Annotated in this window: 22 protein-coding genes; 9 read left to right on the top strand and 13 right to left on the bottom strand. The window is 68.5% G+C overall.

Translation table 11 applies throughout. From position 1 onward, the window contains the following. Window positions 1-250: 250 nt before the first annotated feature. The 6 genes from ACFVRO_RS02955 to ACFVRO_RS02930 all read right to left on the bottom strand — a co-directional run bounded on the left by ACFVRO_RS02955 (window position 251) and on the right by ACFVRO_RS02930 (window position 4,536). Window positions 251-1,018 (bottom strand): ABC transporter permease, encoded by a 768-nt coding sequence (locus ACFVRO_RS02955; RefSeq protein WP_386949063.1) that lies wholly within the window; start codon window positions 1,016-1,018, stop codon window positions 251-253. After that, complete coding sequence (locus ACFVRO_RS02950; RefSeq protein ID WP_344013548.1) at window positions 1,015-1,785, bottom strand: ATP-binding cassette domain-containing protein; 771 nt, start codon at window positions 1,783-1,785, stop codon at window positions 1,015-1,017. Before ACFVRO_RS02950 ends, ACFVRO_RS02955 begins: the two co-directional genes overlap by 4 nt. Continuing rightward, window positions 1,782-2,153: a DUF1048 domain-containing protein gene (locus tag ACFVRO_RS02945; protein WP_105675723.1), complete on the bottom strand. Its 372-nt coding sequence runs from the start codon at window positions 2,151-2,153 to the stop codon at window positions 1,782-1,784. Before ACFVRO_RS02945 ends, ACFVRO_RS02950 begins: the two co-directional genes overlap by 4 nt. A gap of 1 nt (window position 2,154) precedes the next feature. Further along, a complete protein-coding gene (locus tag ACFVRO_RS02940; RefSeq protein WP_223587367.1) occupies window positions 2,155-2,499 on the bottom strand; it encodes a PadR family transcriptional regulator in 345 nt (114 codons plus the stop codon). A 175-nt stretch (window positions 2,500-2,674) separates the two neighbouring features. Then, window positions 2,675-3,313, bottom strand: coding sequence for a response regulator transcription factor (locus tag ACFVRO_RS02935; protein ID WP_105675719.1), 639 nt, complete (start codon window positions 3,311-3,313; stop codon window positions 2,675-2,677). After that, window positions 3,301-4,536: a sensor histidine kinase gene (locus tag ACFVRO_RS02930; protein ID WP_386949060.1), complete on the bottom strand. Its 1,236-nt coding sequence runs from the start codon at window positions 4,534-4,536 to the stop codon at window positions 3,301-3,303. The genes ACFVRO_RS02935 and ACFVRO_RS02930 overlap by 13 nt, the downstream gene beginning before the upstream one ends. Window positions 4,537-4,644: 108 nt before the next feature. Between ACFVRO_RS02930 and ACFVRO_RS02925 the strand changes: the two genes are divergently transcribed. From ACFVRO_RS02925 to ACFVRO_RS02910, 4 genes are all read left to right on the top strand, one after another. Beyond that, window positions 4,645-5,415: an ABC transporter ATP-binding protein gene (locus ACFVRO_RS02925; RefSeq protein WP_105675715.1), complete on the top strand. Its 771-nt coding sequence runs from the start codon at window positions 4,645-4,647 to the stop codon at window positions 5,413-5,415. Beyond that, window positions 5,415-7,979: an FtsX-like permease family protein gene (locus ACFVRO_RS02920; RefSeq protein ID WP_386949058.1), complete on the top strand. Its 2,565-nt coding sequence runs from the start codon at window positions 5,415-5,417 to the stop codon at window positions 7,977-7,979. The genes ACFVRO_RS02925 and ACFVRO_RS02920 overlap by 1 nt, the downstream gene beginning before the upstream one ends. Window positions 7,980-8,010: 31 nt before the next feature. After that, window positions 8,011-8,502, top strand: a complete 492-nt coding sequence (locus ACFVRO_RS02915) for a hypothetical protein (RefSeq protein ID WP_386949057.1) — start codon at window positions 8,011-8,013, stop codon at window positions 8,500-8,502. A 79-nt stretch (window positions 8,503-8,581) separates the two neighbouring features. After that, window positions 8,582-9,184 (top strand): DUF305 domain-containing protein, encoded by a 603-nt coding sequence (locus ACFVRO_RS02910; protein ID WP_386949055.1) that lies wholly within the window; start codon window positions 8,582-8,584, stop codon window positions 9,182-9,184. 175 nt (window positions 9,185-9,359) lie between these two features. Here the strand turns inward: ACFVRO_RS02910 and ACFVRO_RS02905 are convergent, their stop codons facing one another. Further along, window positions 9,360-10,091, bottom strand: a complete 732-nt coding sequence (locus tag ACFVRO_RS02905) for an SGNH/GDSL hydrolase family protein (protein ID WP_386949052.1) — start codon at window positions 10,089-10,091, stop codon at window positions 9,360-9,362. 197 nt (window positions 10,092-10,288) lie between these two features. On the opposite strand from ACFVRO_RS02905, the gene ACFVRO_RS02900 reads away from it, so the two are divergent. Beyond that, on the top strand, window positions 10,289-11,425 hold the full coding sequence (locus ACFVRO_RS02900; RefSeq protein WP_386949049.1) for an MFS transporter: 1,137 nt from the start codon (window positions 10,289-10,291) through the stop codon (window positions 11,423-11,425). 427 nt (window positions 11,426-11,852) lie between these two features. On the opposite strand, the gene corA is transcribed toward ACFVRO_RS02900, so the two are convergent. The 3 genes from corA to manD form a co-directional block, all read right to left on the bottom strand. Next, window positions 11,853-12,854: a magnesium/cobalt transporter CorA gene (corA, locus tag ACFVRO_RS02895; protein WP_105677228.1), complete on the bottom strand. Its 1,002-nt coding sequence runs from the start codon at window positions 12,852-12,854 to the stop codon at window positions 11,853-11,855. Between the two features lie 402 nt (window positions 12,855-13,256). Next, a complete protein-coding gene (locus ACFVRO_RS02890; protein ID WP_386949046.1) occupies window positions 13,257-14,030 on the bottom strand; it encodes a hypothetical protein in 774 nt (257 codons plus the stop codon). Window positions 14,031-14,089: 59 nt separating this feature from the next. Beyond that, window positions 14,090-15,328, bottom strand: a complete 1,239-nt coding sequence (gene manD / locus ACFVRO_RS02885; RefSeq protein ID WP_386949043.1) for a D-mannonate dehydratase ManD — start codon at window positions 15,326-15,328, stop codon at window positions 14,090-14,092. A gap of 101 nt (window positions 15,329-15,429) precedes the next feature. On the opposite strand from manD, the gene ACFVRO_RS02880 reads away from it, so the two are divergent. From ACFVRO_RS02880 to gnd, 4 genes are all read left to right on the top strand, one after another. After that, window positions 15,430-16,134, top strand: coding sequence for a GntR family transcriptional regulator (locus tag ACFVRO_RS02880; protein WP_386949040.1), 705 nt, complete (start codon window positions 15,430-15,432; stop codon window positions 16,132-16,134). 191 nt (window positions 16,135-16,325) lie between these two features. Next, window positions 16,326-17,675, top strand: coding sequence for an MFS transporter (locus ACFVRO_RS02875; RefSeq protein ID WP_386949038.1), 1,350 nt, complete (start codon window positions 16,326-16,328; stop codon window positions 17,673-17,675). Window positions 17,676-17,794: 119 nt separating this feature from the next. After that, the gene (locus ACFVRO_RS02870) at window positions 17,795-18,388 is read left to right on the top strand and encodes a TetR/AcrR family transcriptional regulator (protein WP_386949037.1); all 594 of its coding nucleotides are present in this window, start codon (window positions 17,795-17,797) and stop codon (window positions 18,386-18,388) included. 340 nt (window positions 18,389-18,728) lie between these two features. Beyond that, window positions 18,729-19,784 carry a phosphogluconate dehydrogenase (NAD(+)-dependent, decarboxylating) gene (gnd, locus tag ACFVRO_RS02865; RefSeq protein ID WP_386949035.1) on the top strand — a complete coding sequence of 352 codons (1,056 nt, stop codon included), beginning with the start codon at window positions 18,729-18,731 and terminating at the stop codon, window positions 19,782-19,784. A 267-nt stretch (window positions 19,785-20,051) separates the two neighbouring features. Here gnd and ACFVRO_RS02860 read toward each other — a convergent pair whose 3' ends face one another. The 3 genes from ACFVRO_RS02860 to ACFVRO_RS02850 form a co-directional block, all read right to left on the bottom strand. After that, window positions 20,052-20,402, bottom strand: coding sequence for a TraR/DksA family transcriptional regulator (locus ACFVRO_RS02860; RefSeq protein WP_386949032.1), 351 nt, complete (start codon window positions 20,400-20,402; stop codon window positions 20,052-20,054). A gap of 316 nt (window positions 20,403-20,718) precedes the next feature. After that, window positions 20,719-21,843, bottom strand: coding sequence for a reverse transcriptase family protein (locus tag ACFVRO_RS02855; RefSeq protein WP_386949030.1), 1,125 nt, complete (start codon window positions 21,841-21,843; stop codon window positions 20,719-20,721). A 185-nt stretch (window positions 21,844-22,028) separates the two neighbouring features. Continuing rightward, a complete protein-coding gene (locus ACFVRO_RS02850) occupies window positions 22,029-23,243 on the bottom strand; it encodes a hypothetical protein (RefSeq protein WP_386949028.1) in 1,215 nt (404 codons plus the stop codon). Window positions 23,244-23,313: the final 70 nt, after the last annotated feature.

Genomic DNA, 23,313 nt, shown 5'->3' with positions numbered 1-23,313 from the left:
CGAACGCGAGTTCTCCTCCTTACGTGTCGGGACGCGACGCGTCGGGACACGACGCGACGGGACACGACGCGACGGGACACGAAAGTACGGGACACGAAAGTACGGGACACGAAAGTACGGGACACGAAAGTACGGGACACGAAAGTACGGGACCCGACCGGGCGGGACGTGACTGCACGTCGCCGAGCGCGGCGAAACGCCCCGTCCGGGGAGTATCCCCGGGCGGAGCGTTCCGTCTCGCTGGGCGAGGTCAACTGATCTTCTTGCGGTAGGCGATGATCGCGAACACGTAGCCGACGACGAGGATGCCGACGCACCAGGCGAGTGCCACCCAGATGTCGTTCCCGACGGGCTTCTCGGCGAACAGCGCCTGGATCGTGTTGACGATCGAGGTCACCGGCTGGTTCTCGGCGAACCACCGCACCGGCCCCGGCATCGTGTCGGTGGGCACGAAGGCCGAGCTGATGAACGGCAGGAAGATGAGCGGGTACGAGAACGCGCTCGCTCCGTCGGTCGTCTTCGCGCTGAGCCCCGCGATGATCGCGAGCCAGGTGAGCGCGAGGGTGAACAGCAGCAGGATGCCGATGACCCCGAGCCACGCGAACACGCTCGCCCCGGTGCGGAAGCCCATCAGGAAGCCGACCGCGAAGATGATCGCCAGGGTGATGCCGTTCGCGACGAGCGAGGTGAGCACGTGCGCCCACAGCACGCTCGATCGTGCGATCGGCATGGAGTGGAAACGCTCGAAGATGCCCGACTGCATGTCGGTGAACAGCCGGAACGCCGTGTAGGCGATGCCCGACGCGATCGCGATCAGCAGGATGCCGGGGAGCAGGTAGTTGACGTAGTTCTCGGTGCCGGTGCTCTGCTTGAGGGCGCCGCCGAAGACGTACACGAACAGCAGCATCAGCGCGATCGGGGTGACCGCCGTGGTGATGATGGTGTCGGCGCTGCGGAAGACGTGCCGCATGGAGCGGCCGGTGAGCGTCGCGGTGTCGGCGACGAAGTGCGTGCTCATGCTGCGTTCTCCTTTCCGGTGGTGCCGACCAGGGTGAGGAAGATCTCTTCCAGGGTCGGCTGCTTCTCGACGTACTCGACGGTGGCCGCGGGGAGCAGCTTCTTGAGGTCGGCGAGGGTGCCGTTGGCGATGATGCGGCCCTCGTGGAGGATCGCGATGCGGTCGGCGAGCTGCTCGGCCTCGTCGAGGTACTGCGTGGTGAGCAGCACCGTGGTGCCGCTGTCGGCGAGGGAGCGGACGACGTCCCACACCTCGATGCGCGCCTCGGGGTCGAGGCCGGTGGTGGGCTCGTCGAGGTAGATGACCTCGGGGTGCCCGACCAGGCTCATCGCGATGTCCAGCCGGCGGCGCATGCCGCCGGAGTAGGTGCCGACCTTGCGGGATCCGGCATCCGTCAGCCGGAACTTCGCGAGCAGGTCGTCGGCGACGGCGCCCGGGTTCTTCAGGTGACGCAGCTTCGCGACGAGCACGAGGTTCTCGTGTCCGGTGAGGATCTCGTCGACCGCGGCGAACTGTCCGGTGAGGCTGATCGACTCGCGCACCTTGAGGGGGTCTGCGGCGACGTCGACGCCCTGCACCGTGGCGGTGCCGGCATCCGACTTCAGCAGGGTGGAGAGGATGCGGACCATGGTGGTCTTGCCGGCGCCGTTGGAGCCGAGCAGCGCGAAGATCGACCCGGAGGCGACCTCGAAGTCGACGCCGCGGAGCACGTGCAGGTCCTTGTAGGACTTCTCGATGCCGCGCACCGAGATGGCGGGGGTGGTCATGATCGGTTCTCCTTCTTCTTCGCGTCGTCGAACGCCTTGATGAGGCGCCCGCGCTCCTTGTCGATCCACTGCCGTCCGCCGTACGCCGCGGCGTAGTTCTCGGCGAACTCGACCGGGTCGTCGCCGACGATCGCGCTGACGGGAGTGCCGTCGAGCGCGGCCCGCTCCCACATGTCGGCGATGTCGAGGAACATCTTCACGATGGTGTCGCCGTCGGTGATGCCCCCGTAGTACATGTTGTAGCGCTGCTGGGCCTTGGCCATCTCGCGATACGGCTCGGGGAGGGCGTTGATGCGGGCCTGCGCCTGCTTGTACTGCTTCTTCTCTTCGAGCGATCCGGTGATCATCTCGATCCACTTCGCGGCCATGTCAGTTCTCCTTGTCGTGTGTGTTCGTGCTGTTCAGCTGTTCGATGTGCGTCTTGAGGAAGTCCCAGGTCTTCCAGAACTCCTCGAGCTCCTGCCGGCCCTGCGCGTTCAGGGTGTACACCTTGCGGGGCGGGCCCTTCTCGCTCGGAACCTTCTCGACGTCGACGAGGTTCTTCTGCTCGATGCGCACGAGGAGTGCGTAGATCGTGCCCTCGGCGATGTCGGTGAACCCGTGGTCGCGGATTCGTGTGGTGATCTCGTACCCGTATGCCGGCTGCTCGGCGAGGAGGGCCAGAACGATGCCCTCCAGAGTGCCCTTGAGCATCTCGGTCATCTGCTTGCCCATCAGGTCCTCCTCTCTCTCTTCTGTCTCGGTCTTCGGTACTCAGTGTTGCTGGGTACCAGTACAAAGTAACACTGAGTACCGGTACTTAGCAACACCGAATACCAAACTTTCTCCGACGAGCTCGAAGGGTCGCAGAAGAGACCTCCGCAGGCGGCGGAGGGGAGGACGGATGCCGTCAGCTGCGCAGGTACGCCAGGACGGCGAGCACGCGGCGGTGTCCGCTGTCGCTCGCGGCGAGGCCGAGCTTCGCGAAGATGTTGCCGATGTGCTTGCTCACCGCGGTCTCGGTGACGAACAGCCGGCTCGCGATCGTGAGGTTGTCGAGACCCTCGGCCATGAGCCCGAGCACCTCCCGCTCGCGCGGAGTGAGCGTCTGCACCGGATCATCGGCGCGGCGTCGGCTCATGAGCTGGGAGATGACCTCGGGATCCATGACCGTCCCGCCCGCCGCCACGCGGCGCAGGGCGTCGACGAACGAGGCGACCTTGCCCACCCGCTCCTTGAGCAGGTAGCCCAGCCCGTCGGCGCCCGCCGCGAGCAGCTCTCCGGCGTAGCGGTCCTCCACGTAGGCGGAGAGGACGAGCACGGGGAATCCGGGGCGACGGCGGCGTGCCTCCGCCGCCGCCTTCAGGCCCTCGCTGGTGAAGGTCGGCGGCATCCGCACGTCGAGGACGGCGGCATCGGCATCCTCGAGCAGCGCCAGGAAGTCGTCGCCGTTGTCGACGGCCGCGACCACGTCGAAGCCCTCGCTGCGCAGCAGCAGCGCCAGCCCCTCCCGGAGCAGGGTGTCGTCCTCCGCGATCACGATCCGCACAGCATCTCCGCTCTCAGCGTCGTCGGCCCGCCCGCGGGGCTCGTCAGGTCCATCGTGCCCTCGAACGCCTCGATGCGTCGTCGGATGCCGGCGAGACCTCCGCCGGGGCGTTCGATCGCCCCACCGCCGCCGTCATCCGTGACGGTGATCTCCAACAGGTCGCCGTCGCGTCGCACCCGCACGGACGCGCTCGCCGCGTCGCTGTACTTGTTCACGTTGGTGAGGGCCTCGGCGACGACGAAGTAGCTCGCCGACTCCACGGCCGCCGGCACCCGGCCCACGTCTGACGACTCCAGCGTGCACGGCACGGCGCTGCGTCCGGCGAGCGACGCGAGCGCCCCTTCGAGTCCGAGCTCGTCGAGGATCGGGGGGTAGATGTCGTGCACCGTCCGGCGGAGTCCCGCGAGGGCGTCGGTCGCGGCATCCTGCGCGCGGCGCACCTGCTCGACGGCGTCCGTCGCGCCGGTCTCGAGCGCGCGCTCCGCGATGCCGAGCATCATGACGACGTTCACCAGCCGGTTCTGCGCGCCGTCGTGCAGGTCGCGCTCGATCCTCCGCAGCTCGGCGCCGTGCGCGTCGAGTGCGGCGGCGCGGCTCAGGGTCAGGGCGTCGACCCGCTCGGCGAGCAGAGACCGGCGGGGGGCTGTGAGCATCCGCGCCGAGATCAGGGAGAAGAGACGGGCGATGGCGGGGATCAGCGCCCACGAGATGAGGCCGTAGATGACGCCGACCAGCGGCATGAGAGCCGCGGACTGCCAGGACGTGACGGGGAAGGCGAACACGATCGGCTCGTCGGCCGGAGCGAGCTGCCAGTAGAACGGGATGGCGAGCGACTGGACCACGCCGATGGGGAGCGCGATCGTCACGATCGACACGAACATCATCGGCAGCGCGTGCACCGTGAGCCAGAGGGCTTCGCGGCCCACGGCGGGGGAGAACGAGAAGCGCAGGCGCTCGTCGATGGTCGCGCCGCGGTGCAGGGTCCCGCCCGGAGACGGGACGACCTCACCCCGGTAGCGCCCCACGCGGCGGCGGTTCACATCGCTCCACCCGTGCAGGATCCGCACGAACTGCGGCAGCAGCAGGACTCCGCCCGTGATGAGCATCAGGGGGAGCAGCACGAGTCCGATGCAGAAGAGCAGGAGGGAGCCGAGGGATGCCGCGGTGTCTACCGCGACGAACGCCCAGTCGCGCAGCCAGCGCCGCATCCGTCCATCTCTCACCGTGCCAGTCTGACGGACAACCCGAGCCGGCGCGGTACAGCTGGCTCCACCATCCATCCGGTGCCCGGCAGGATGGGATGCCGCGCGCGGTCTTCCTAACGTCGAAGCATGACTTCTCCACTTCAGGCATCCGCCTCCGCCCCCGCAGCCGTGACCGAGGCGCTGCGCCTCGACGGTGTCGTCAAGTCCTACGGATCAGGGCCAGGCAAGGTCACCGCGCTGCGGGGGATCGACCTCGTCCTCGGGCAGGGGACCTTCACCGCGATCATGGGTCCGTCGGGCTCCGGCAAGAGCACGCTGCTGCACAGCGCCGCCGGTCTCGACCGTCCGACCAGCGGATCGGTGCGGCTCGGCGGCACCGAGATCTCCGGGATGCGCGCCGCCGCGCTGACGGCGTTCCGCCGCGACCACATCGGCTTCGTCTTCCAGGCGTACAACCTGCTGCCCGCGCTCGACGTCGACGACAACATCACGCTTCCGCTGCGCCTCGCCGGCCGCCCGCTCGATCGGGCATGGCTCGACTTCCTGGTGGAGTCGGTCGGACTCGTCGAGCAGCGGCGGCGGAGGCCCTCCGAGCTCTCCGGCGGTCAGCAGCAGCGTGTGGCGATCGCCAGGGCGCTCATCACGCGTCCGCACGTGCTCTTCGGCGACGAGCCGACCGGAGCGCTCGACTCGCGCGCGGGTGCGCAGGTGCTCGACCTCCTCGCGCACATGACGAAGTCTCTGGGGCAGACCGTGGTGATGGTCACCCACGACCCCGTCGTCGCCTCGCACGCCGACCGCGTGATCTTTCTCGCCGATGGAGCCTTCGCCGGCCACCTCGACGGAGCCACGCCCGCCCGGATCACCGAGCGCATGAGCTCGCTCGGGGAGTGGTGATGGGCGCCGCGCCCCTGCGCATGGGGCGACTCGTGCGCGCAGACGTCCGCTTCCATCTCGGCGGCTTCGTCGGAGTGGCGGTGGCCACCTTCGTCGCGACGATGCTCGTCACGGGCCTCGGCGTGCTCGTCGAGTCCGGCATCCGCGGCGGGCTCGCCCCCGAGCGCTACACGCAGGTCGACGTGGTCGTCGGCGCCTCCCAGCAGGCCGAGTCGACCGCCCCCGCCGAGCCGCCGCCCGGGGTGCCGGACGGCGTTCAGGTGCCGCCGTCGGGGGACCTCCCGATCTCCCTTCCGGAGCGGGCCGTGCTCCCCGACGGGGCGGCGGATGCCGTCGCCGCGGTGCCCGGCGTGGCGAGCGTGGTGGCCGACGTCACGGTGCCGCTCGTCGACGCTGCGGGCCTCGTCGTCGAGGCGCACCCGTGGTCGGCGACTGCGCTGTCCGCCGTCGCGCTGCGCGACGGGCGGGCCCCCGAGGCTGAGGACGAGGTCGTCCTGGTCGCCGGTCCCGGCGTCGAGGTCGGCGTGACCGTCCTCCTCGCCCACGGCGGAGAGCGCGCGGAGTACCGCGTCGTCGGCGTGCTCGCGGAGACGGGAGCCGCCACCCGAGCGCAGCACGTGTACCTCTCCGACGACCGCATCGCCGACCTCGATCCCCACGGGGGCGCCGCGCAGGTGCTCGGCGTCTTCGTCGCGGAGGGGGCGGCGCCCGACGAGGTCGCCGAGGCGATCAGGGCCGCCGTCCCCGGGCTCAGCGCGCAGACCGGCGCAGGACGCGGCGACATCGAGTTCCTCGACTCCGGCGCCGCGCGCATGACGCTCATCGCGATCGGCAGCGCGTTCGTCGGCACCTGCATCCTCGTCGCGCTGTTCATCGTCGCCGGCACGCTGTCCCTGTCGGTGCAGGCGCGGCGTCGCGACTTCGCCCTGCTCCGCGCTGTCGGAGCGAGCCCGCGTCAGGTGCACTCCCTGATCGCACGAGAGGTGCTCTCGGTCGCGGGGGTCGCGGCGGTGCTCGGCATCCTGCCCGGCTACCTGCTCTCGACGGCGCTGCAGACGGCGTTCGTGCAGGGCGGGGTGATCCCCGGCGACTTCGCGCTGGCGATCAGTCCCATCCCCGCCGCCGGCGCGCTCCTGCTCGTGCTCGGCTCCGCCTGGGGTGCGGCGGCCATCGCCGCGCGGAGGCCGGCGCGGCTCGACCCGGTCGAGGCTCTGCGTGAGTCGGCCACCGGGGCCCGGAGCATCGGCCTGCCGCGGATCATCGTGGGCATCGTGCTCGCTGCGGCGGGGGTCTCGCTGTCGACCGTGCCGCTCGTCGCACGCGGCGAGTACGCCAGGGGTGCCGCAGCGGGAGCGGCGATGGTGCTCATCGTCGCGCTCGCCGTTCTCGGGCCGTGGCTCGTCGGTCTCGTGATGCGGCTGCTCGGTGCGGTGCTGCGGCGCACGACGGCCGCGGGGTTCCTCGCGGCCGAGAACAGCATCGTGAACAGCCGGCGGATGGCGAGCGCCATCCTCCCCCTGGCGCTGGGTATCGGCCTCGGCCTCGTGCAGGTCGGCGCTCCGGCGATCGTCGCGGCGGAGGCCGCGGCGCAGGCGGAGGCCGGCGTCATCGCGGATCTGCGCGTGAGCGCGCAGGCCGGGATCTCGACGGGTGCGCTCGGCGTCGTCTCGGACGTGCCGGGGGTGACCCAGGTGAACCCGGTGACGGTGAGCATGGCGGCGCTCGACTACCGCGATCTCGACGGCTCTCCGATGATCGGCGAGCACACGCTGCAGGGGGTCGCCCCCGACGCGGTGTCCGACACCCTCGATCTCCGCGTGCAGTCGGGGGGCCTGGAGGCGCTGGACGGAGAGCACTCCGTCGCGGTGAGCACCGACATGGTGCAGACGCTGGGGGTCGACCTCGGCGACACCGTCAAGGGGCGGTTCGGCGACGGAACGCCGCTGGAGGCGGTGGTCGTCGCGACCTACGAGCGGGGGCTCGGGTTCGGCGACCTCACGATGGAGGCGGATGCCGTGCGCCTGCACACGACGGATGCTCTCACGGACTTCGCGCTCGTCGCGGTGGCCGACGGCGCGGCATCCGATGTCCGGGCGTCGCTCGAGAGCGCGGGACTGCTGGTCCAGGGGGTCGGCGGGCAGAAGGCGGCGGGCGCCGATGCGCAGTCGCAGCAGGGCTGGGTGAACCTCGTCGCGCTGATCGTGATCCTCGGATACATCGCGATCGCGGTCATCAACACCCTGGTCATGGCCACGGCCGAGAGATCGAGGGAGCTGGCGCTGCTGCAGTTGATCGGTTCGTCGCGGCGGCAGGTGCGGGCGATGATGCGCACGGAGGCCGTGCTGATCGCCGTGATCGCCGCGGTGTTCGGCGTCGCCGTCGCGATCCCGCCGCTGATGGGCATGAGCATCGGGGTGAGCGGGAGTCCGATCCCCGCACTGCCGCTGGGGATGAGCGGGATCATCATCGGATCGATGTCGGTGCTTGCTCTTCTCGCGCTCTGGGTCGCGACCATCACGACGATGCGGGTCCGGCCGATCGACGAGATCGGGTCGAGGCAGTAGTCCGCATACCCCGGGTGGGTATCATGGAGGGATGAGACGACGGCGAGCGGTGCGCAGCGCACTGCTCGCCGTCGTGCTCGCCACCGGCGTCATCGTGGGGCTTCTCGGCATGCACGCGCTCGACGTGCACGGCACGGCCCATGCGGCGGCAGGGACGCACGGCCCGGCGGTGGGGGCGGCGCACGATGCCCCGGTGCACGTGGCGGCGGTGGGGGCGCACGGCCCGGCGGTGGGGGTGGTGCACGCCGAGTACGGCTCGGTCTCTGCGGATGCGTTCGCCGCAGCACCGCCGTCCGGGGGCGTTCTCCTCAGCTCGTCGGGATGCGCCGACTGTGATGCGGGCGGCGGTATGTGGGCCGCGTGCGTGCTCGCGCTCCTCGCCGGCCTGCTCCTGTTCCTCGTTCCGCGTGCGCATCGACGGCTGCATCCCGCGCTGTCCCGTCTCCCGTCACGAGAGGTCTTCGCCGATGCGGCGTTCCCTCGACCGCCATCCCTGATCGTCCTCTGCATCAGTCGAACCTGAACCGCGGGTGCTCCCGCATCACGCGCACCGCGCCCGCGGTCGCGCGCATCGACGGAACCCACAGACAGAGAGAACAGACATGAAGATCAGTACTGCGGCTGCGGCCGCCCTCCTCCTCGCCGGCGGCATCGCGCTCGCCGGCTGCGCACCCACGGGATCGGGAGGTTCCATGCCCGGCATGGACCACTCGGCATCCGATGCTCCGGCATCCGAGTCGTCGGCATCTGACGCGAACGCCGCCGATGCGATGTTCGCGACCATGATGATCGTCCATCACGAGCAGGCGGTCGAGATGTCCGACCTCGTGCTCGGCGAGGAGGGCGTCGACCCGCGCGTCATCGACCTCGCCGAGCGCATCAAGGCTGCGCAGTCCCCCGAGATCGAGCAGCTGCGGGGGTGGCTCGACGACTGGGGTGTGTCCGCAGAGTCCGGCGGGCAGATGGATCACGGTGACGGCATGATGACCGCCGATGATCTCGCCGCGCTGGAGGACGCGACCGGCGCCGAGGCGTCGCGGCTGTTCCTGGAGCAGATGATCGTGCACCACGAGGGCGCGATCGACATGGCGGAGTCGCAGCTCGCCGACGGACAGAACCCCGACGCGGTTGCTCTCGCGCAGAGCATCGTCGACGCCCAGGGCGCCGAGATCGCCGAGATGAAAGAGCTCCTCTCGACGCTCTGAGGTTCACAACTCCTCAAGAATCCGGAGTGCGAGGGCAGGATGGGCCGGATCCGCGGGGATCCGGCCCATCCTTGAGGAGTTGTGAACCGGGCGGCGGCAAGCCCGGGCGGCGGTGCCGGGGCGGGGTCGGGGCGGGAGGCCGGGCGGCGGGCTGAACCCGGCGGGCCGGCCGGGGCTACGGGTTGAGGCGTGCCATCGCGACGCGGGCGGCGAGCAGCGGCAGGGTGCGGTTGCGCAGCGGCTCGGGGCTGAAGCCGAGAGCGTTCGCGAGCTCGAGGGCGAGCGCCGCGTGCCCGGCCGAGTTGGGGTGGAACGGGTCGCCCATGAGCCCCCACGGCACCCCGCCGTTGCCGAGGGCGGTGAAGCGGGCGAGCTGGTCGACGAGGATCACGTCGTCGTCGGCGGCGACCGCACGGACCGCGTCGGCGAACTCGTCGAGCCTCTCCCGCCCGGGGGCGTTGGGCATGTCGATCGACGGCGGGGTCTGCAGCACGACGATCGCGCCCAGCTCCCTCGCGCGGGAGACGAACTCGTGCAGCGACGCGGCGAACGCGGCAGGGTCGATGCCGACCCCGTCGTCGCCGATCGCCAGGTCGTTCGTGCCGATCATGAGGGTGACCACGTCGGGCTTCCACGACGAGATGCGTCGCTCCCAGTCGCCGAGGATGTCGGTGATGCGGTGACCGCTGATGGCCGAGTTGATCACGATGTCGCGGGTGCGTGAGAGCTCTCCGCGGATCAGCTCGTGCAGGTGCTCGGCGTAGTTGCGCTCGCCCTGGGTGTGCACGAGTCCGTGCGTGATGGAGTCTCCGGTGATGACCCAGTTCAGCGGTGTCTCTGCGGCGAGAGCCTCGGTGAGTCGGCGGAGATCGGATGCTGCGGAGGCGGGGGATTCTGCGTTCGGCACGGCTCTGAGCCTAGCGCCGCACGGGTGGCAGGTGCCGTCTGCGCGTTAGGGTGGAGCCGTGAGTCCCGAGTCAGACAGACCGTAGCCTGCGGGTGAGAGCGCACGTCGTGCGCTCCCCGCATCCTCTGTCGACCCTTTCTCGCTCGCCGTCCGCCGTCCCGTGCGGCGCGGATGGCTTCGTCCTGTCTGGATGCCTCATGCCGTTCCTCATCCCTGTCCTCGCCCTGGCGATCTTCGCCCAGGGCACCAGCGAGTTCATGCTCGCCGGACTCCTCCTCCCGCTCTCCGCCGACCTCGGCGTCGAACCTGCCACCGCCGGGCTGCTGACCTCTGCCTTCGCGGTCGGCATGGTCGTCGGCGCTCCACTGGTCGCCGTGTTCGGATCCCGCTGGCGGCCGCGTCTCACTCTCGTGCTGCTGCTGGCGGTGTTCATCGCCGCGCACGTCGTCGGCGCGGTGGCCTCGACGTTCTGGCTGCTCCTGCTCACCCGGGTGGTCGCGGCCCTGGCCAACGCCGGGTTCCTCGCGATCGCCCTCGCGACCGTGCGGGCGATCGTGCCGCCCGCGCTGACCACCCGCGCCGTCTCGACGCTGCTCGCGGGCACCACGCTCGCGACGATCGTCGGCGTGCCGGCCGGAGCGATGCTGGCCGCCGCATTCGGCTGGCGTTCGACGTTCTGGGGCGTGGTGCTGCTGTGCGTGCCTGCGGTCGTCGCCCTTCTCAGGGATCGCACCCTGGAGTCGGTCGCGCGGGCCGCGCATCCCGGCGTGCGCTTCGAGCTCGAAGAGCTGCGCCGTCGACGCGTGGTGGTGCCGATCACGCTCGCGGTGCTCGTCAATGCGGCGACCTTCGGGGTGTTCACCTTCCTGGGCGTCATCGGCGCGGAGGCGGGGGTCGCCGAGCCGTGGATCCCTCTGCTGCTCGCGGTGTTCGGCGTCGGCGCGTTCCTCGGGGTCAGTGTCACCGCGCGGGCGGCCGCGCGCAGGGAGCACACATGGATCGTTGCGGGGACCGTCGCGGCGACCGCGGTGTGGATGCTGTTCGCTCTGGGCTCAGGGGCGGCGATCCTGGTGCACGTCGGCGCCTTCGCGGGAGGGCTGGTGTCGTTCGCCGTCGGCGCGGCCCTGATCTCACGGATCGTGCGCGAGGCGTCGGGGGCTCCCGTCCTCGGCGGGGCCTATGCGACGGTGGCGCTCAACCTCGGCGCGGTCGCGGGCCCCGCGCTCGCCGCGGTGGCGTACACGGCAGCCGGGGTGCACGGCATCCTGATCGCCGCCGCCGTGCTGACCGCCGTGGCCGTCGCCCTCACCCCTCTCCTGCGGCCCTCCCGCTGACACGCCCCGCCCGCCCTGCGCCCCGTGAGCACGCGAGTGCACGCCATCCTGCCGAGTGCACGGGCTTTTCACGCAGAGATCCCGTGCACTCGGTGTGTGCACGGGATCTCGACGAATGCACGGGATCCTCCGCGTAACCGGCAACCCGCGGCGTACGCGCGATCCTGCCGAGCGCCCGGCATCCCGCCGAGTGCCCGGGATCGCGCCGAGTGCCCGGGATCACGCCGAGTGGCAACCCGTGGAATGCCCGTGAGCACGCGAGTGCACGGCATCCTGCCGAGTACCCGGGATCGCGCCGAGTGCACGCCATCCTGCCGAGCGCACGGGCTCTTCACGCAGAGATCCCGTGCACTCGGCGAGTGCGCGGGATCTCGACGCGGACGCAGTGCCAGACCACGCGCGAACGCAGGCGCGACCCGCGCGCGGGTCAGAGCCAGCGCTTGTACTTGAAGACTCCGTACAGGCCGATCGCGAACGCGGCCATGGCGCCGATGGCGAGGGGGTAGCCGAACTGCCAGTGCAGCTCGGGCATGGCGTCGAAGTTCATGCCGTACACGGTGCCGACGAGGGTCGGGGCGAAGATGATCGCCGCCCACGAGGAGATCTTCTTGATCTCGTCGTTCTGCGCGAGGCTCGCGTCGGACTGCCGCCGCGACACCAGCGCCGAGTGCACGGTCAGCGCGTTGTCGAGGATCGCGCGGAAGGAGTCCACGCGCTCGTTCACGCGGATGACATGGTCGAGAACGTCGCGCAGCGACCGCTGCAGCTCCTCGTCGATGCGGTACTTGTCGGACCCGCGGCGCAGCCACTCCAGCATCCCGGCGAGCGGATGCACCGCCCGCTGGAAGCCGATGACCTCGCGGGAGAGCTGGTAGATGCGGCGGGAGAGGGCGTCGTCGTCGCTGTCGCCGAACAGTTCGTCCTCGATCTCGTCGATGTCGTTCTCGAGCCCGGCGACGATCGGCTCGTACTCGTCGACGACCTCGTCGAGGATCGCGTAGAGCACCGCCTCCGGTCCCATCGAGAGCAGGTCGGGGTGCGCCTCCATGCGGCGGCGGACGGCGGCGAGGTTCGGCGACTCGGCGTGGCGGATCGTCACGACGAAGTCGGGGCCGATGAACAGGTGCAGCTCGCCGAACTCGATCGACTCCTGCTCGTCGCGGTAGCGGGCGGGCCGCAGCACCGCGAACAGCGTGTCTCCATAGCGCTCGACCTTGGAGCGCTGGTGGCCGGACAGCGCGTCCTCGACGGCCAGCGGATGCAGGTCGAACTCGCGGGCGACCGAGTGCACCTCCTGCGCGCTCGGCCGGTACAGGCCGATCCACGCGATGCCTCCGTGGGCGTCGAGGATGCGGTAGGTCTCGTCCAGGTTCTTCGGGGTCTCGACGCGACGTCCGTGGACGTACACGCCGTTGTCGATGAGCGCCATGGTGCGGCTCCGTTCTTGCAGGCGCACGCCGGCTCAGGGAGCGGGTGCGCAGAATCCATCGGGTGCGGATGACGCCGCCGACGGCTGCGGAAGATCAGGCCTGCGAGACGCGGAGCGGATGCTCAACGCGCGGGCGAGTGCGACGCAGCGAAGGCGGCGTCGTGACTATCACCGGACATCGCCATCACCGCCTTTCGAGCACTCGAGGGTCTTACGACCCAACGGGACAGCATACTCCCCCAACCTGGATTCAGGCTCCGGATGCTGAGCGTCGAGGACGTCACCGCGTTCCGTCTCGGTCGCTGTGCTCCTTCGCTCAACGACCGGACCCCTCCCACCCCCGCGGGTCGTCGAGTGAGCGGAGCGAGTCGAAACGTGGTGAGGTCTGCGGCACCCCGGTCGTCAGGCGTCGTCGCGTCGGATCGGCAGAGGTTCGGGCTCGGGCGCAGGCGTCGCGGCATCCGGGGCGGAGGGCAGCGCCCTGGCGACCTGCTTCTCCAGCACTTCGACCGCGTCGTCGGAGAGCAGGATGAGGCCGTCGAGCTCGTCGCGCACGCGCTTGTAGGCGACGTTGCGCTCGGCCTGCGTGGCCGACTCGTCGACGGCGACCTTGAGCAGCTGCTGCGCGCGTTCCAGACGCTTGCGCTCCGGTTCGGTGAAGGTGGAGTCGCGCAGGCGCCTGGCATCCTTCTCGGCCACCTCGAAGGCGACGGCGTAGGCACCCACCGCGTCGAGGTACTCCGACACCTGCTTCTCCGACACGTTCGCGTCGGCCGAGTCGGGGCGCAGGGCGTCGGCTGTCCTCTTCGCGCGGAGGAACGCGGCGACGAGCGGCTGGCGCCCGTCGCTCATGGCGGGGAAGGCGATGAGCTTCGCGACGTCGAGCTCGTAGTCGAGCCAGCGGGCGGTGATCTCGTCGTGCTCGGAGAACAGCCGCTCGAGAAGGTGGTTCGGAGCGACGGATGCCGTGGTGTCGACGATCGTCGGGCCCTTGCGCTTCGCCTGCTGGGTGAGCGAGCGGGCCTCGATCTCGGCGGTCTTGAGCTGCGCCTTCATCTTCATGGTCTCGAGACGGCGCTCATGACGGCGGCGTGCCGCCCACTCCCAGCGCTTGGCAACCGCCCCCGCGACGCCCATCAGCGGGAAGATGAGCCACCAGTAACCCCACCACTCCATAGTGTGCCCAGCCTACTTCCCGTGCGGCCGGAGGAGGAGCACGGAATGTGAAGCCGGGCTCACCAGTCGTGGACGGTGCCGTCGGCCAGGCGGTTGTAGGGCAGGTACGCGCGCTCGTACGGGTACTTGCCCGCCTCGTCGACGTCGAGCTCGATGCCGAGTCCTGGCTGGTCGCCGGGGTGCAGCAGGCCGTCACGCCACGTGAACGACTGCTGGAACACCTCGTTGGTGCGGCTGCCGTGCTGCATGTACTCCTGGATGCCGAAGTTGTGGATCGACAGCCCCAGGTGCATCGCCGCGGCCATGCCGACCGGGGAGATGTCGGTCGGTCCGTGCATGCCCGACTTGATCTGGTACATCGCCGCGTAGTCGAGCGTCTTCTTCAGCGGGCTGATGCCACCCATGTGGGTGACCGCTCCGCGGACGTAGTCGATGAGCTGGTCGCGGATGATGTCCTTGAAGTCCCAGACCGTGTTGAAGATCTCGCCGATCGCGAGCGGCGTGGTGGTGTGCTGGCGCACGAGCCGCAGCGCCTCCTGGTTCTCAGCGGGGGTGCAGTCCTCGAGCCAGAACAGGTCGTAGGGTTCGAGCGACTTGCCCAGCTTCGCGGCCTGGATCGGCGTCATCCGGTGGTGGCCGTCGTGCAGCAGGGGGATGTCGGGGCCGAACTCGTTGCGCACGGCCTCGAACACTCCGGGGAGGTGGTGCAGGTACGCGCGGGTGTCCCAGTCCTCTTCGACCGGCTTCGCGCCGCGGCGGGCGGGCTCGTGGTCGTAGCGGGCCTCGCCGCCACCGGCATCCGCCGCCTGGGAGGCGATGCCGTAGATCGCCTTGAGCCCGGGGACGCCGGTCTGGATGCGGATGGCGCGGTACCCCTGCTCGAGGTGAGAGCGCACGGAGTCGAACAGCTCGGGGAGCTCCTTGCCGGAGGCGTGGCCGTAGGCGAGGAGGCCGGTGCGGCTGGCTCCGCCGAGGAGCTGGTAGACGGGCATCCCCGCCTTCTTGCCCTTGATGTCCCACAGGGCCATGTCGACCGCGGCGATCGCGGCCATCGTGACGGGGCCGCGACGCCAGTAGGCGCTGCGGTAGAGGAACTGCCAGGTGTCTTCGATGCGGTCCTCGTCGGCGCCGATCAGCAGCGGGACGACGTGCTCGGCGAGGTAGGCGACCGCGGCGAGCTCGCGGCCGTTCAGCGTCGCGTCGCCGAGTCCGGAGACCCCGTCGGCCGTCGTGATCTTGAGGGTGACGAAGTTGCGGTCTGGGCTGGTGACGATCACCTCGGCCTTGTCGATGGACATCGTTGCTCCTCGGGCTCGGTGCGGCGGCATCGCGCGCACATCTTGTATGGCACTCTCATGAAATCACTGCCATACAAGTTTCGTCAAGCTATCGTGACGGTATGCCCGAGTCCGAGCCGAGTGCGCGCCCCTCCGCCCGCGTGCTCGCCTACGGCCGGATCCGCGACGACATCATCGCCGGACGCAGCGCTCCCGGCGCCCTGCTCTCCGAGAACGAGCTCGCCGCCGCGCTCGGCATCAGCCGCCAGCCCGTGCGCGAGGCCCTGCTGCTCATCGCGCAGGAGGGGCTCGTCGAGGTGCGCCCGCAGAGCGGCACCTACGTCACGCGCATCGACCCCGACCGCGTGCGCGAGGCGCAGTTCATCCGCGAGGCCATCGAGCTCGCCTCCCTCGCGGCGTGCGCGACGCCGTCGGACGACGAGGAGCGGATGCTGCGCGACATCATCGCGCGGCAGCGGGCGGCATCCGACCGCGACGCGTTCTATCCGCTCGACGAGGAGTTCCACCGGGCGCTGCTCGGACTCGCCGGTCACGCCAACGCCTGGGCCGCGGTCAGCGCAGCCAAGGGGCACCTCGACCGTGCGCGGTACGTCGGAATGAGCGCCACGCGCACCGTGCAGGACTACGTCGACGATCACGAGCGGGTCGTCGAGGCGCTCGCCGCGGGCGATGCGGATGCCGCGGCCGATGCGCTGCGCGAGCACCTCCGCTTCGTCTTCGCCGATCTCGATGCGGTGCGGACGCAGCATCCGGAGCTGTTCGACGCTGCGCAGCCCGCACGTACAGGGCGGCCGTCGCGGCGCTGAACCCGCGCGCTCCGCAGGCCGTCGCGCCTATCCCGGCGGTCGGCAGAGGGAGCGCCTCGACCGGTTCGACACACTTCGTGACGCCTCTTGCGCTAGAAACCTTAGCCGTCTAGGTTTTCATCGACAAGGGCGTCACCCGACTCGCGCTCGGCGATGAGCGACGGGGCGCCCTCCAGCCAAAGGAGGCAGCTATGAGTTCAGTCAGCGGCGCGGCCGCGGGCAATCCGTCCGGGATGACGTCTGCGAGTCGCACGCTCGGCTCGGGCCGACATCACTGGTTCGCGGAGCCGACTGAGCCGGCCAAGAAGAGCTACGTGACGTGGCTGATCATCGCGCAGTTCGTCTTCTTCATCGCGCTGCTCGGCCCCGCGATCGTCGGCGTCGGCCTGAAGATCACCTCCCTGCAGGCCGCGGGTGCGATCGCCGAGGGGGCCGCCGCGGCGAACTCGGCCTCGGCCATCCTCGGCGGCGTCGGCGCCTTCTTCGCCGCCATCGCCAACGTGACGTTCGGGCGCATCTCCGACCGCACCACGAGCAAGTGGGGGCGTCGCCGGATCTGGATCGTGCTCGGCGCCGTCATCATGACGATCGGCTTCGTGTTCATGGCGCTCGGCGACAGCCTCGCCATCGCGACGGTCGGGTGGGCCATCGCCCAGCTCGGCGCGAACATGACGCTCGCGCCCTTCGTCGCGACGATCGCCGACCAGGTGCCCAAGTTCCAGCGCGGATCGATCACCGCCGGTCTCGGCATCGCCCAGAACCTCGGCATCGTCGGCGGCGTGTACGTCGCGGGCTGGTTCTCCTTCAGCCTGTTCATCGTCTTCGTCATCCCGGCGATCCTGTCGATCATCGCGCTGCTGATCTTCGTCATCGTGCTCCCCGACAAGCAGCTCCCCGTGAAGCCGACGCGCATCACGTTCCGCGAGATCCTCGGGACGATCTGGGTCAGCCCGGCGAAGCACCCCGACTTCGCGCTGGCCTGGTGGTCGCGCTTCCTGATCACGTTCGCCGCGTTCGGATTCACCACGTTCCGCTTCTTCTACATGCAGTACCACCTGTCGGTGCCCGTCGAGGAGGTCGGCCTCCTCATCGCCAACACGACCCTCGTCTACACCGGAGCGCTCGTCGTCACGGCGTGGATCGCGGGCAAGATCTCCGACAGGATCGGCAGGCGCAAGGTCTTCGTCTGGACGTCGACGGCCCTGTTCGCGGTCGGCACGCTCGCCCTGATCTTCATCCAGGACGTCCCGTCGTACTACGTGCTCGAACTGTTCCTCGGCGCCGCGTACGGCATCTACGTGGGCGTGGACCTCGCGCTCGTCGTCGACGTGCTGCCGAACCCGGATGACGCGGGCAAGGACCTCGGCGTCCTGAACCTCGCCAACGCGCTGCCGCAGACGGCCGCCCCGCTCGTCGGCGGTCTCGTCATGGCGACGTTCGGAGGAGCGGCAGGCTCGGACTACTCCGTCTGGTTCACCATCTGCGCCATCGCGGCCCTAATCGGCGCGCTGGTCATCTTCCCGATCAAGTCGGTGAGATGACCGCGTGACACAGACCGGGCGGCCGGATCCTCGGGGGATTCCGGCCGCCCCACCACCGCGCGGTGCACGGAGGAGAGCTCTTCGCCTGCCGGATTCGTCCGTCTCCTAGACTTATGGCGATGAATCGTCGGGGTCAGTACGCGAAGGGCGCTGCCAAGCGGGAGGAGATCCTCGCGGTGGCGCTCGACGTCGTGGCCGAGTTCGGATGCCGCAACGCCTCGAACCGCGAGATCGCCAGCCGTGTCGGGCTCACCCAGCCCGGTCTCATGCACTACTTCGGCTCGCGTGAAGAGCTGTACCTGGCCGTGCTCCGGGCCCGTGACGAGCGCGACACCGCGGCGCACTGGGTCGACAAGCGCAACTTCCAGGGCTTCCTCGACGTGATCGAGCACAACACGCGGGTACCAGGTCTCGTGCAGCTCTACGTCGAGTTCTCGGCGGAGGCGAGCATCGGCAAGCACCCGGCCCACGAGTACTTCGTCGAGCGCTACGCGTGGGTGCGCGAGCTGTCGGCGCAGTCGGTGCGCGCGGCGCAGGAGAGCGGGGAGTTCGGGCCGAACGCCGACCCCGAGCTGATCGCCGACATCATCGTCGCGGCCGCCGACGGACTGCAGCAGCAGTGGCTGCTCGACCGATCCATCGACATGGTCGCGCGGCTCCGCGCCGTCTGGAACGGCTTCGCCGCACAGTCCCGCCTCGACCCCGTCGCCTGACGCTCGGTCATCGAAGCCCGCCGGAGCTCGTCCGGTCGCGCTGCTGTTCCGCGGGTCGCGCTGCTGGTCCGCGGGTCGCGCTGCTGGTCCGCGGGTCGCGCTGCTGGTCTCCGAGTCACACGCTGCTCTTCGCTGTATGCGCGGCTGACTCCCCGGTCGCGCTGCTCTTCGCTGTACGCGCGGCAGAGATTTCGGCCGCGTCTACAGCGAAGGGCAGCGCAACCTGCAGGTCTGGGAGCGGCGCGGGTCGGCGCCCCTCGCGTTTGAGGGATTCAGGCGCGCGTGTCAGGATGAGCGCATCCGGCTCCGCAGAGAGCCGTCCGTGGTGTGAGGAGCGAACATGCAGCTGGCGATGGTGGGACTCGGACGGATGGGCGCGAACATCGTGCGGCGCCTCATGCGGGCGGGGCACGAGTGCGTGGTCTACGACGTGAATCCGCAGGCGGTCGCCACGCTCGTGGCCGAGGGGGCGACGGGCGCCGACAGCTATGCGGACCTCGCCGCGAAGCTGCACACGCCGCGCGTCGTCTGGCTCATGGTGCCGGCATCCCTCACCGGCCAGGTCGTCGACGAGGTGGCCGCCGTGCTCGACCGCGGCGACATCATCATCGACGGCGGCAACTCCAACTACCGCGACGATGTGCGTCGGGCCGCGGCGCTGCGCGAGCGCGGGATCGAGTTCGTCGACATCGGCACCAGCGGCGGCGTCTTCGGCCTCGACCGCGGATACTGCCTGATGGTCGGCGGATCGGATACCGCCGTGCAGCACATCGAGCCGATCCTGCGCACGATCGCCCCCGGAGTGGGCGAGATCGAGCGCACCCCGGGGCGCAGCGGAGATCTCGCCCCCGAGGAGCAGGGCTTCCTGCACTGCGGTCCGTCCGGTGCCGGTCACTTCGTGAAGATGGTGCACAACGGCATCGAGTACGGAATCATGGCCGCGATCGCCGAGGGGCTCAACCTGCTGGAGAACGCGGATGCCGGCATCCGCGAAGCCGAGCACTCCGCCGAAGTCGCTCCGCTCGAGGAGCCCGAGTACTACCAGTTCCCCATCGACACCGCGAAGGTCGCCGAGCTCTGGCGACGCGGATCCGTGGTGTCGTCGTGGCTGCTCGACCTCACCGCCGCCGCCCTGCATGAGAACCCTCGACTCGACGGCCTCGCCGGACGCGTGTCGGACTCGGGCGAGGGCCGATGGACCGTGAAGGCCGCTGTCGACGTCGGCGTGCCGGTGCCGGTGCTCGCGGCATCCCTCTTCGAGCGCTTCGCCTCCCGTGACGAGGACCGCTTCGCCAACCAGGTGCTGTCGGCGATGCGCCTGCAGTTCGGCGGGCACCAGGAGCGCCCCGCCGGAGACGTGCTGGAAGCGGGCGGACGCAACGTCGACGCGAACTGAGCGCACGCCTTCCCGAGCGAGCGCGTGCTCGTGCGCGCCCTTCCGCGAGGTCACGTCCGCGCGTGCGCCATCCTCGGATGTGAGCATTTCCGCGCGCGTGAGCATGCGTTCGCGTGTGCGCACGTCCTCGCATGTGGGCACGTCCGGGCGTGTGTGAGCATGCGTTCGCGCGTGAGCGAGCTCTCCATGCGAGGGGTCGAAATGTGCGGGATCGCGGCGGTCGGATGCCGCGCTATCTGGCCCCTCGGCGCGCGATCGTGGTGCGCGTCAGCGTCCGAGCTTCTCCGCGCAGGCCACGCAGTGCGTCGCGTACGGGCGCACCTCGAGGCGCGCCGCAGGGATCAGCTGACCGCACCGGGCGCACACGCCGTAGTCGCCCGTGTCGAGCCGGGCGAGTGCCTCGTCGACCTGGCGGAGTTCGGATGCCGCGGCATCCGCCAGCCCTGTCAACCGCGACCACTCCGATGACAGCGTCACGCCCTCGGGGTCGTGCTCGTCGTCGTCGTTCGAGCCCTCGCGGTCGTGCATGAGCTCGCCGAGGGTCGCCGCCGTCGCCGCGGCGCGGGCGGCCGCAACGGCGCGGAGGCTGTCGAGGATCGTGCGCGGATCGGGACTCATCCCGACACTCTAGGCCGGGGGTCCGACGGTCGCGGTCGCGTTCCGGTCGCAGAAGATCCCGCTATCAGCCGCGGATGGCGGGACCTTTCGCGACGGGAGCGGCGGGCCGGCTCAGCCGAAGAGCAGCGTCAGGACGGTCGCGCCGCCGCCACCGAGGATCAGCGCGATGATGACCGTCCAGGCCACGATGCGGACGCGCCGGTTGCGGCGGACGTCGAGACTGCTCGCCGCGACTACGGCGATGAAAAGTCCCGCTTGGCTCGCGATCGAGGAGGCACCGCGAGGGAGCCGGTCCGGAATGCGCGACCGGTTCCGATCAGGCCAAGGCTGCAGAGAAGACTTGGTGGGACTCGAGCGCTTTAAACCACTTCACAGAACGGGTTCGTGTCCAGGCGGCATCGATGTGATAAAGATATGCAAGCCACCCCTCGACATGGTTTATCATCGCGAGTGCGGATTCAAACTTTCGATGTTTGGCAAATTCAACCGGTCCATATTTTGCGACGCTGTGTATGTAGAGGTCAACGCGACGTTTTTGCTCGGGCATTATGGCAAGACCAGATTCAGTGACCATTATGCCGAGCACGAGCTTCCGCGCGCCCGGCGGAATGATCCTGGTCTTCTTCTGATGGAGGTTGAATCCGCTCCGTTCCACTATTGCTCGTACCTTTGGGATCAGAGCAGCCGCGTATTTGCGTGAGAATGAACCGCTTCCCGAAAGCGTAATGTCGTCCGAATATCGGGTGTACACCAGGCCATGTCTCAACGCGAGTCTCGAAAGACCTCTGTCCAGACCGCGACTTACAGCATTCGCAAGTGCGCCGCTCGTCGGCGCACCCTGTGGCAGAACTCCCTCCACGGTTCTTGCATATGGACGTGTATCGTTCGGGCTCAATGAGGCCACCGATGTGCGCTGATTGGGCCAGGTGCACAGGCGTGCTAGTTCAAACGAGAGAAGCGGCGAATATCCGAGTTCCAAAAATACTCGATACACTTGGCGCTCTGTCACGGACGGGAAGAAGTCGTGGAGATCCGTCTTGAGCATCCAAGTTGCTCCAACGTGCCGCTCAGCGCACTCGCGAGTTGTAACCTTTTCAAAATAGGCGAAGCTGTCCGGGTGCCTTGGAGAGTGAACAAGGATGTTGTCCAGTACCCACCTCTGCACCTTGAGGAGCTCGTCGTTCGGAGAAAGTAGATCGCGGTGGCCGCCGCTCTTCTTGCGGATGCGAATAGGGCGGTATGGCGCGCTGGAGCGTCGCACTATACCGCGCAGCTCAGCCCAGTCAACGTTTGCGCTTAGTGCCAGATGGTTAAGTGTGAGCAGCGCTGGGGAGCCTGTCGCACGAAGAATCTCAAGACGCCGAATGTATGCGGAGGTCGAGTCTGGGTCGAGACCGTGCTGAGAGGCGATGACTCGGCTGAGGTGAGGTGCATGCGACATCTACTTCGAATTCTCCCCGGAGGGGACGGGGTGGGTTCGTGCTTTGAGGCTTCGGAGTGCGAATCCACCCCGTTGCCTCCGAATCGCGTGTTTGGCCAACGGCTGCAGAGAGCTGCAACCCGATGCCGTATCGGCACCAGAGCCGACCCTTTCGGTCAGCTTCATCACTAGGTGTCCCAACTCGCTCACCTCAACCGAGTTGGTACATAATCTACCAGGCCGCCGGACTGCTCGCGGTAAGTTCGCGGACTGGCTCGCCGTCGAGCGAGCGAAAGTTCCTGTCGCCCGAGTCGAGTCACCCGATTATTGATCGTAATCAGCTCCAGTGAAAGCAGCGATGCCTTGAGTTTATGTAGGTTCTCTTCTGACATCTCGAGTAATCCAAACACGTGGGCCTCGGAGAGGTTGTAATCAAGCAGGTGAAGCGCCGCGAGTGCGCGCAAGCCAGGCACAGGGCGGTGGCTCTTCTCTATCCGGTCGGCAATGTCACTCGCGCCCAAATTGCGTAGCGTTTGCGTCAAAGAATCGGAGGGGCGGTAAGATGGCAGTTCATTGTAGAACCCGACTGGCAGTGACCTATTGGCAAATAGCCCCGGCCACGCAGCACCCGATCCTCTAATCAAGATTTGCGGCAAGTTGTTCGGTACGCGAAAGTTTGACAAGTGTAGACCGAAGCTACCCTTGTACCCGAGTGCATCATCCTGAGTAGGGTCGGCATATTTCGTGCATAATTGCTCGATCGCGTGACGCTGCTCTTGGCTCCAATTGGCCCCTTCCGCGGACTTTGCGGTTTGAAGCGACCTGAAGTCAAAGTGCTTGCTATTCTCAAACAGAGAGGCGGCAGTGAGGCTCGCGGCATACGTCAGAATTCGAACGCGTATGAGCTTATATGAAATCCAACTTGCAATCGTTGGGTTGCTCAAGAACGTCTCGGCGAATCGCAGGGCCTGCTTGCCGCTGCCGCTGTAATCAGAGACTAGGTATATGGTCCTAACTTCACGACGCTTCAGCTCTACGAGGTCCAGTTCCGGAGACAGAAATACATCAGGGTAGGAATTCACCAGGTCTCTGCTGAGTGCTCCGATGTCTGCCTCGCTGCCCGGAAGGGAGGGGAAGGCAGATCCAGGTTGGAACGTTCGATACGCAACGTGGTTAGCAGATTCGTCGATTGCGGGTAGATCTTCAAGCGATCGGATTGCGATCAGCGCCGCGGGTTGCGATCCCACCTCGCCCAAAACGCGGAGAAGTTCATCTCGGAGGGCGTTGAGCGCATGGGTGTGCTCGTGGATTTCTAGGCTATCGATCAGCAGCGACGCGGTGTCGACTTCGTCTCCTTCGAAGTGCGAGAGCCATGCGTGACCGGCCGAAGTCTCTGATGGACGCGACGCAGAGGTGGGCACAATGTGCATCCTGTCCTATTGGTGAGATGCGATGCAAATCTAAAGAAGGTGTGCGGTGATACGCCCCGGC

It is taken from the genome of Microbacterium sp. NPDC057944 (genome assembly GCF_042887445.1).
Lineage (GTDB): Bacteria > Actinomycetota > Actinomycetes > Actinomycetales > Microbacteriaceae > Microbacterium > Microbacterium natoriense.
This window is presented reverse-complemented; position numbering and strand designations above follow the sequence as displayed.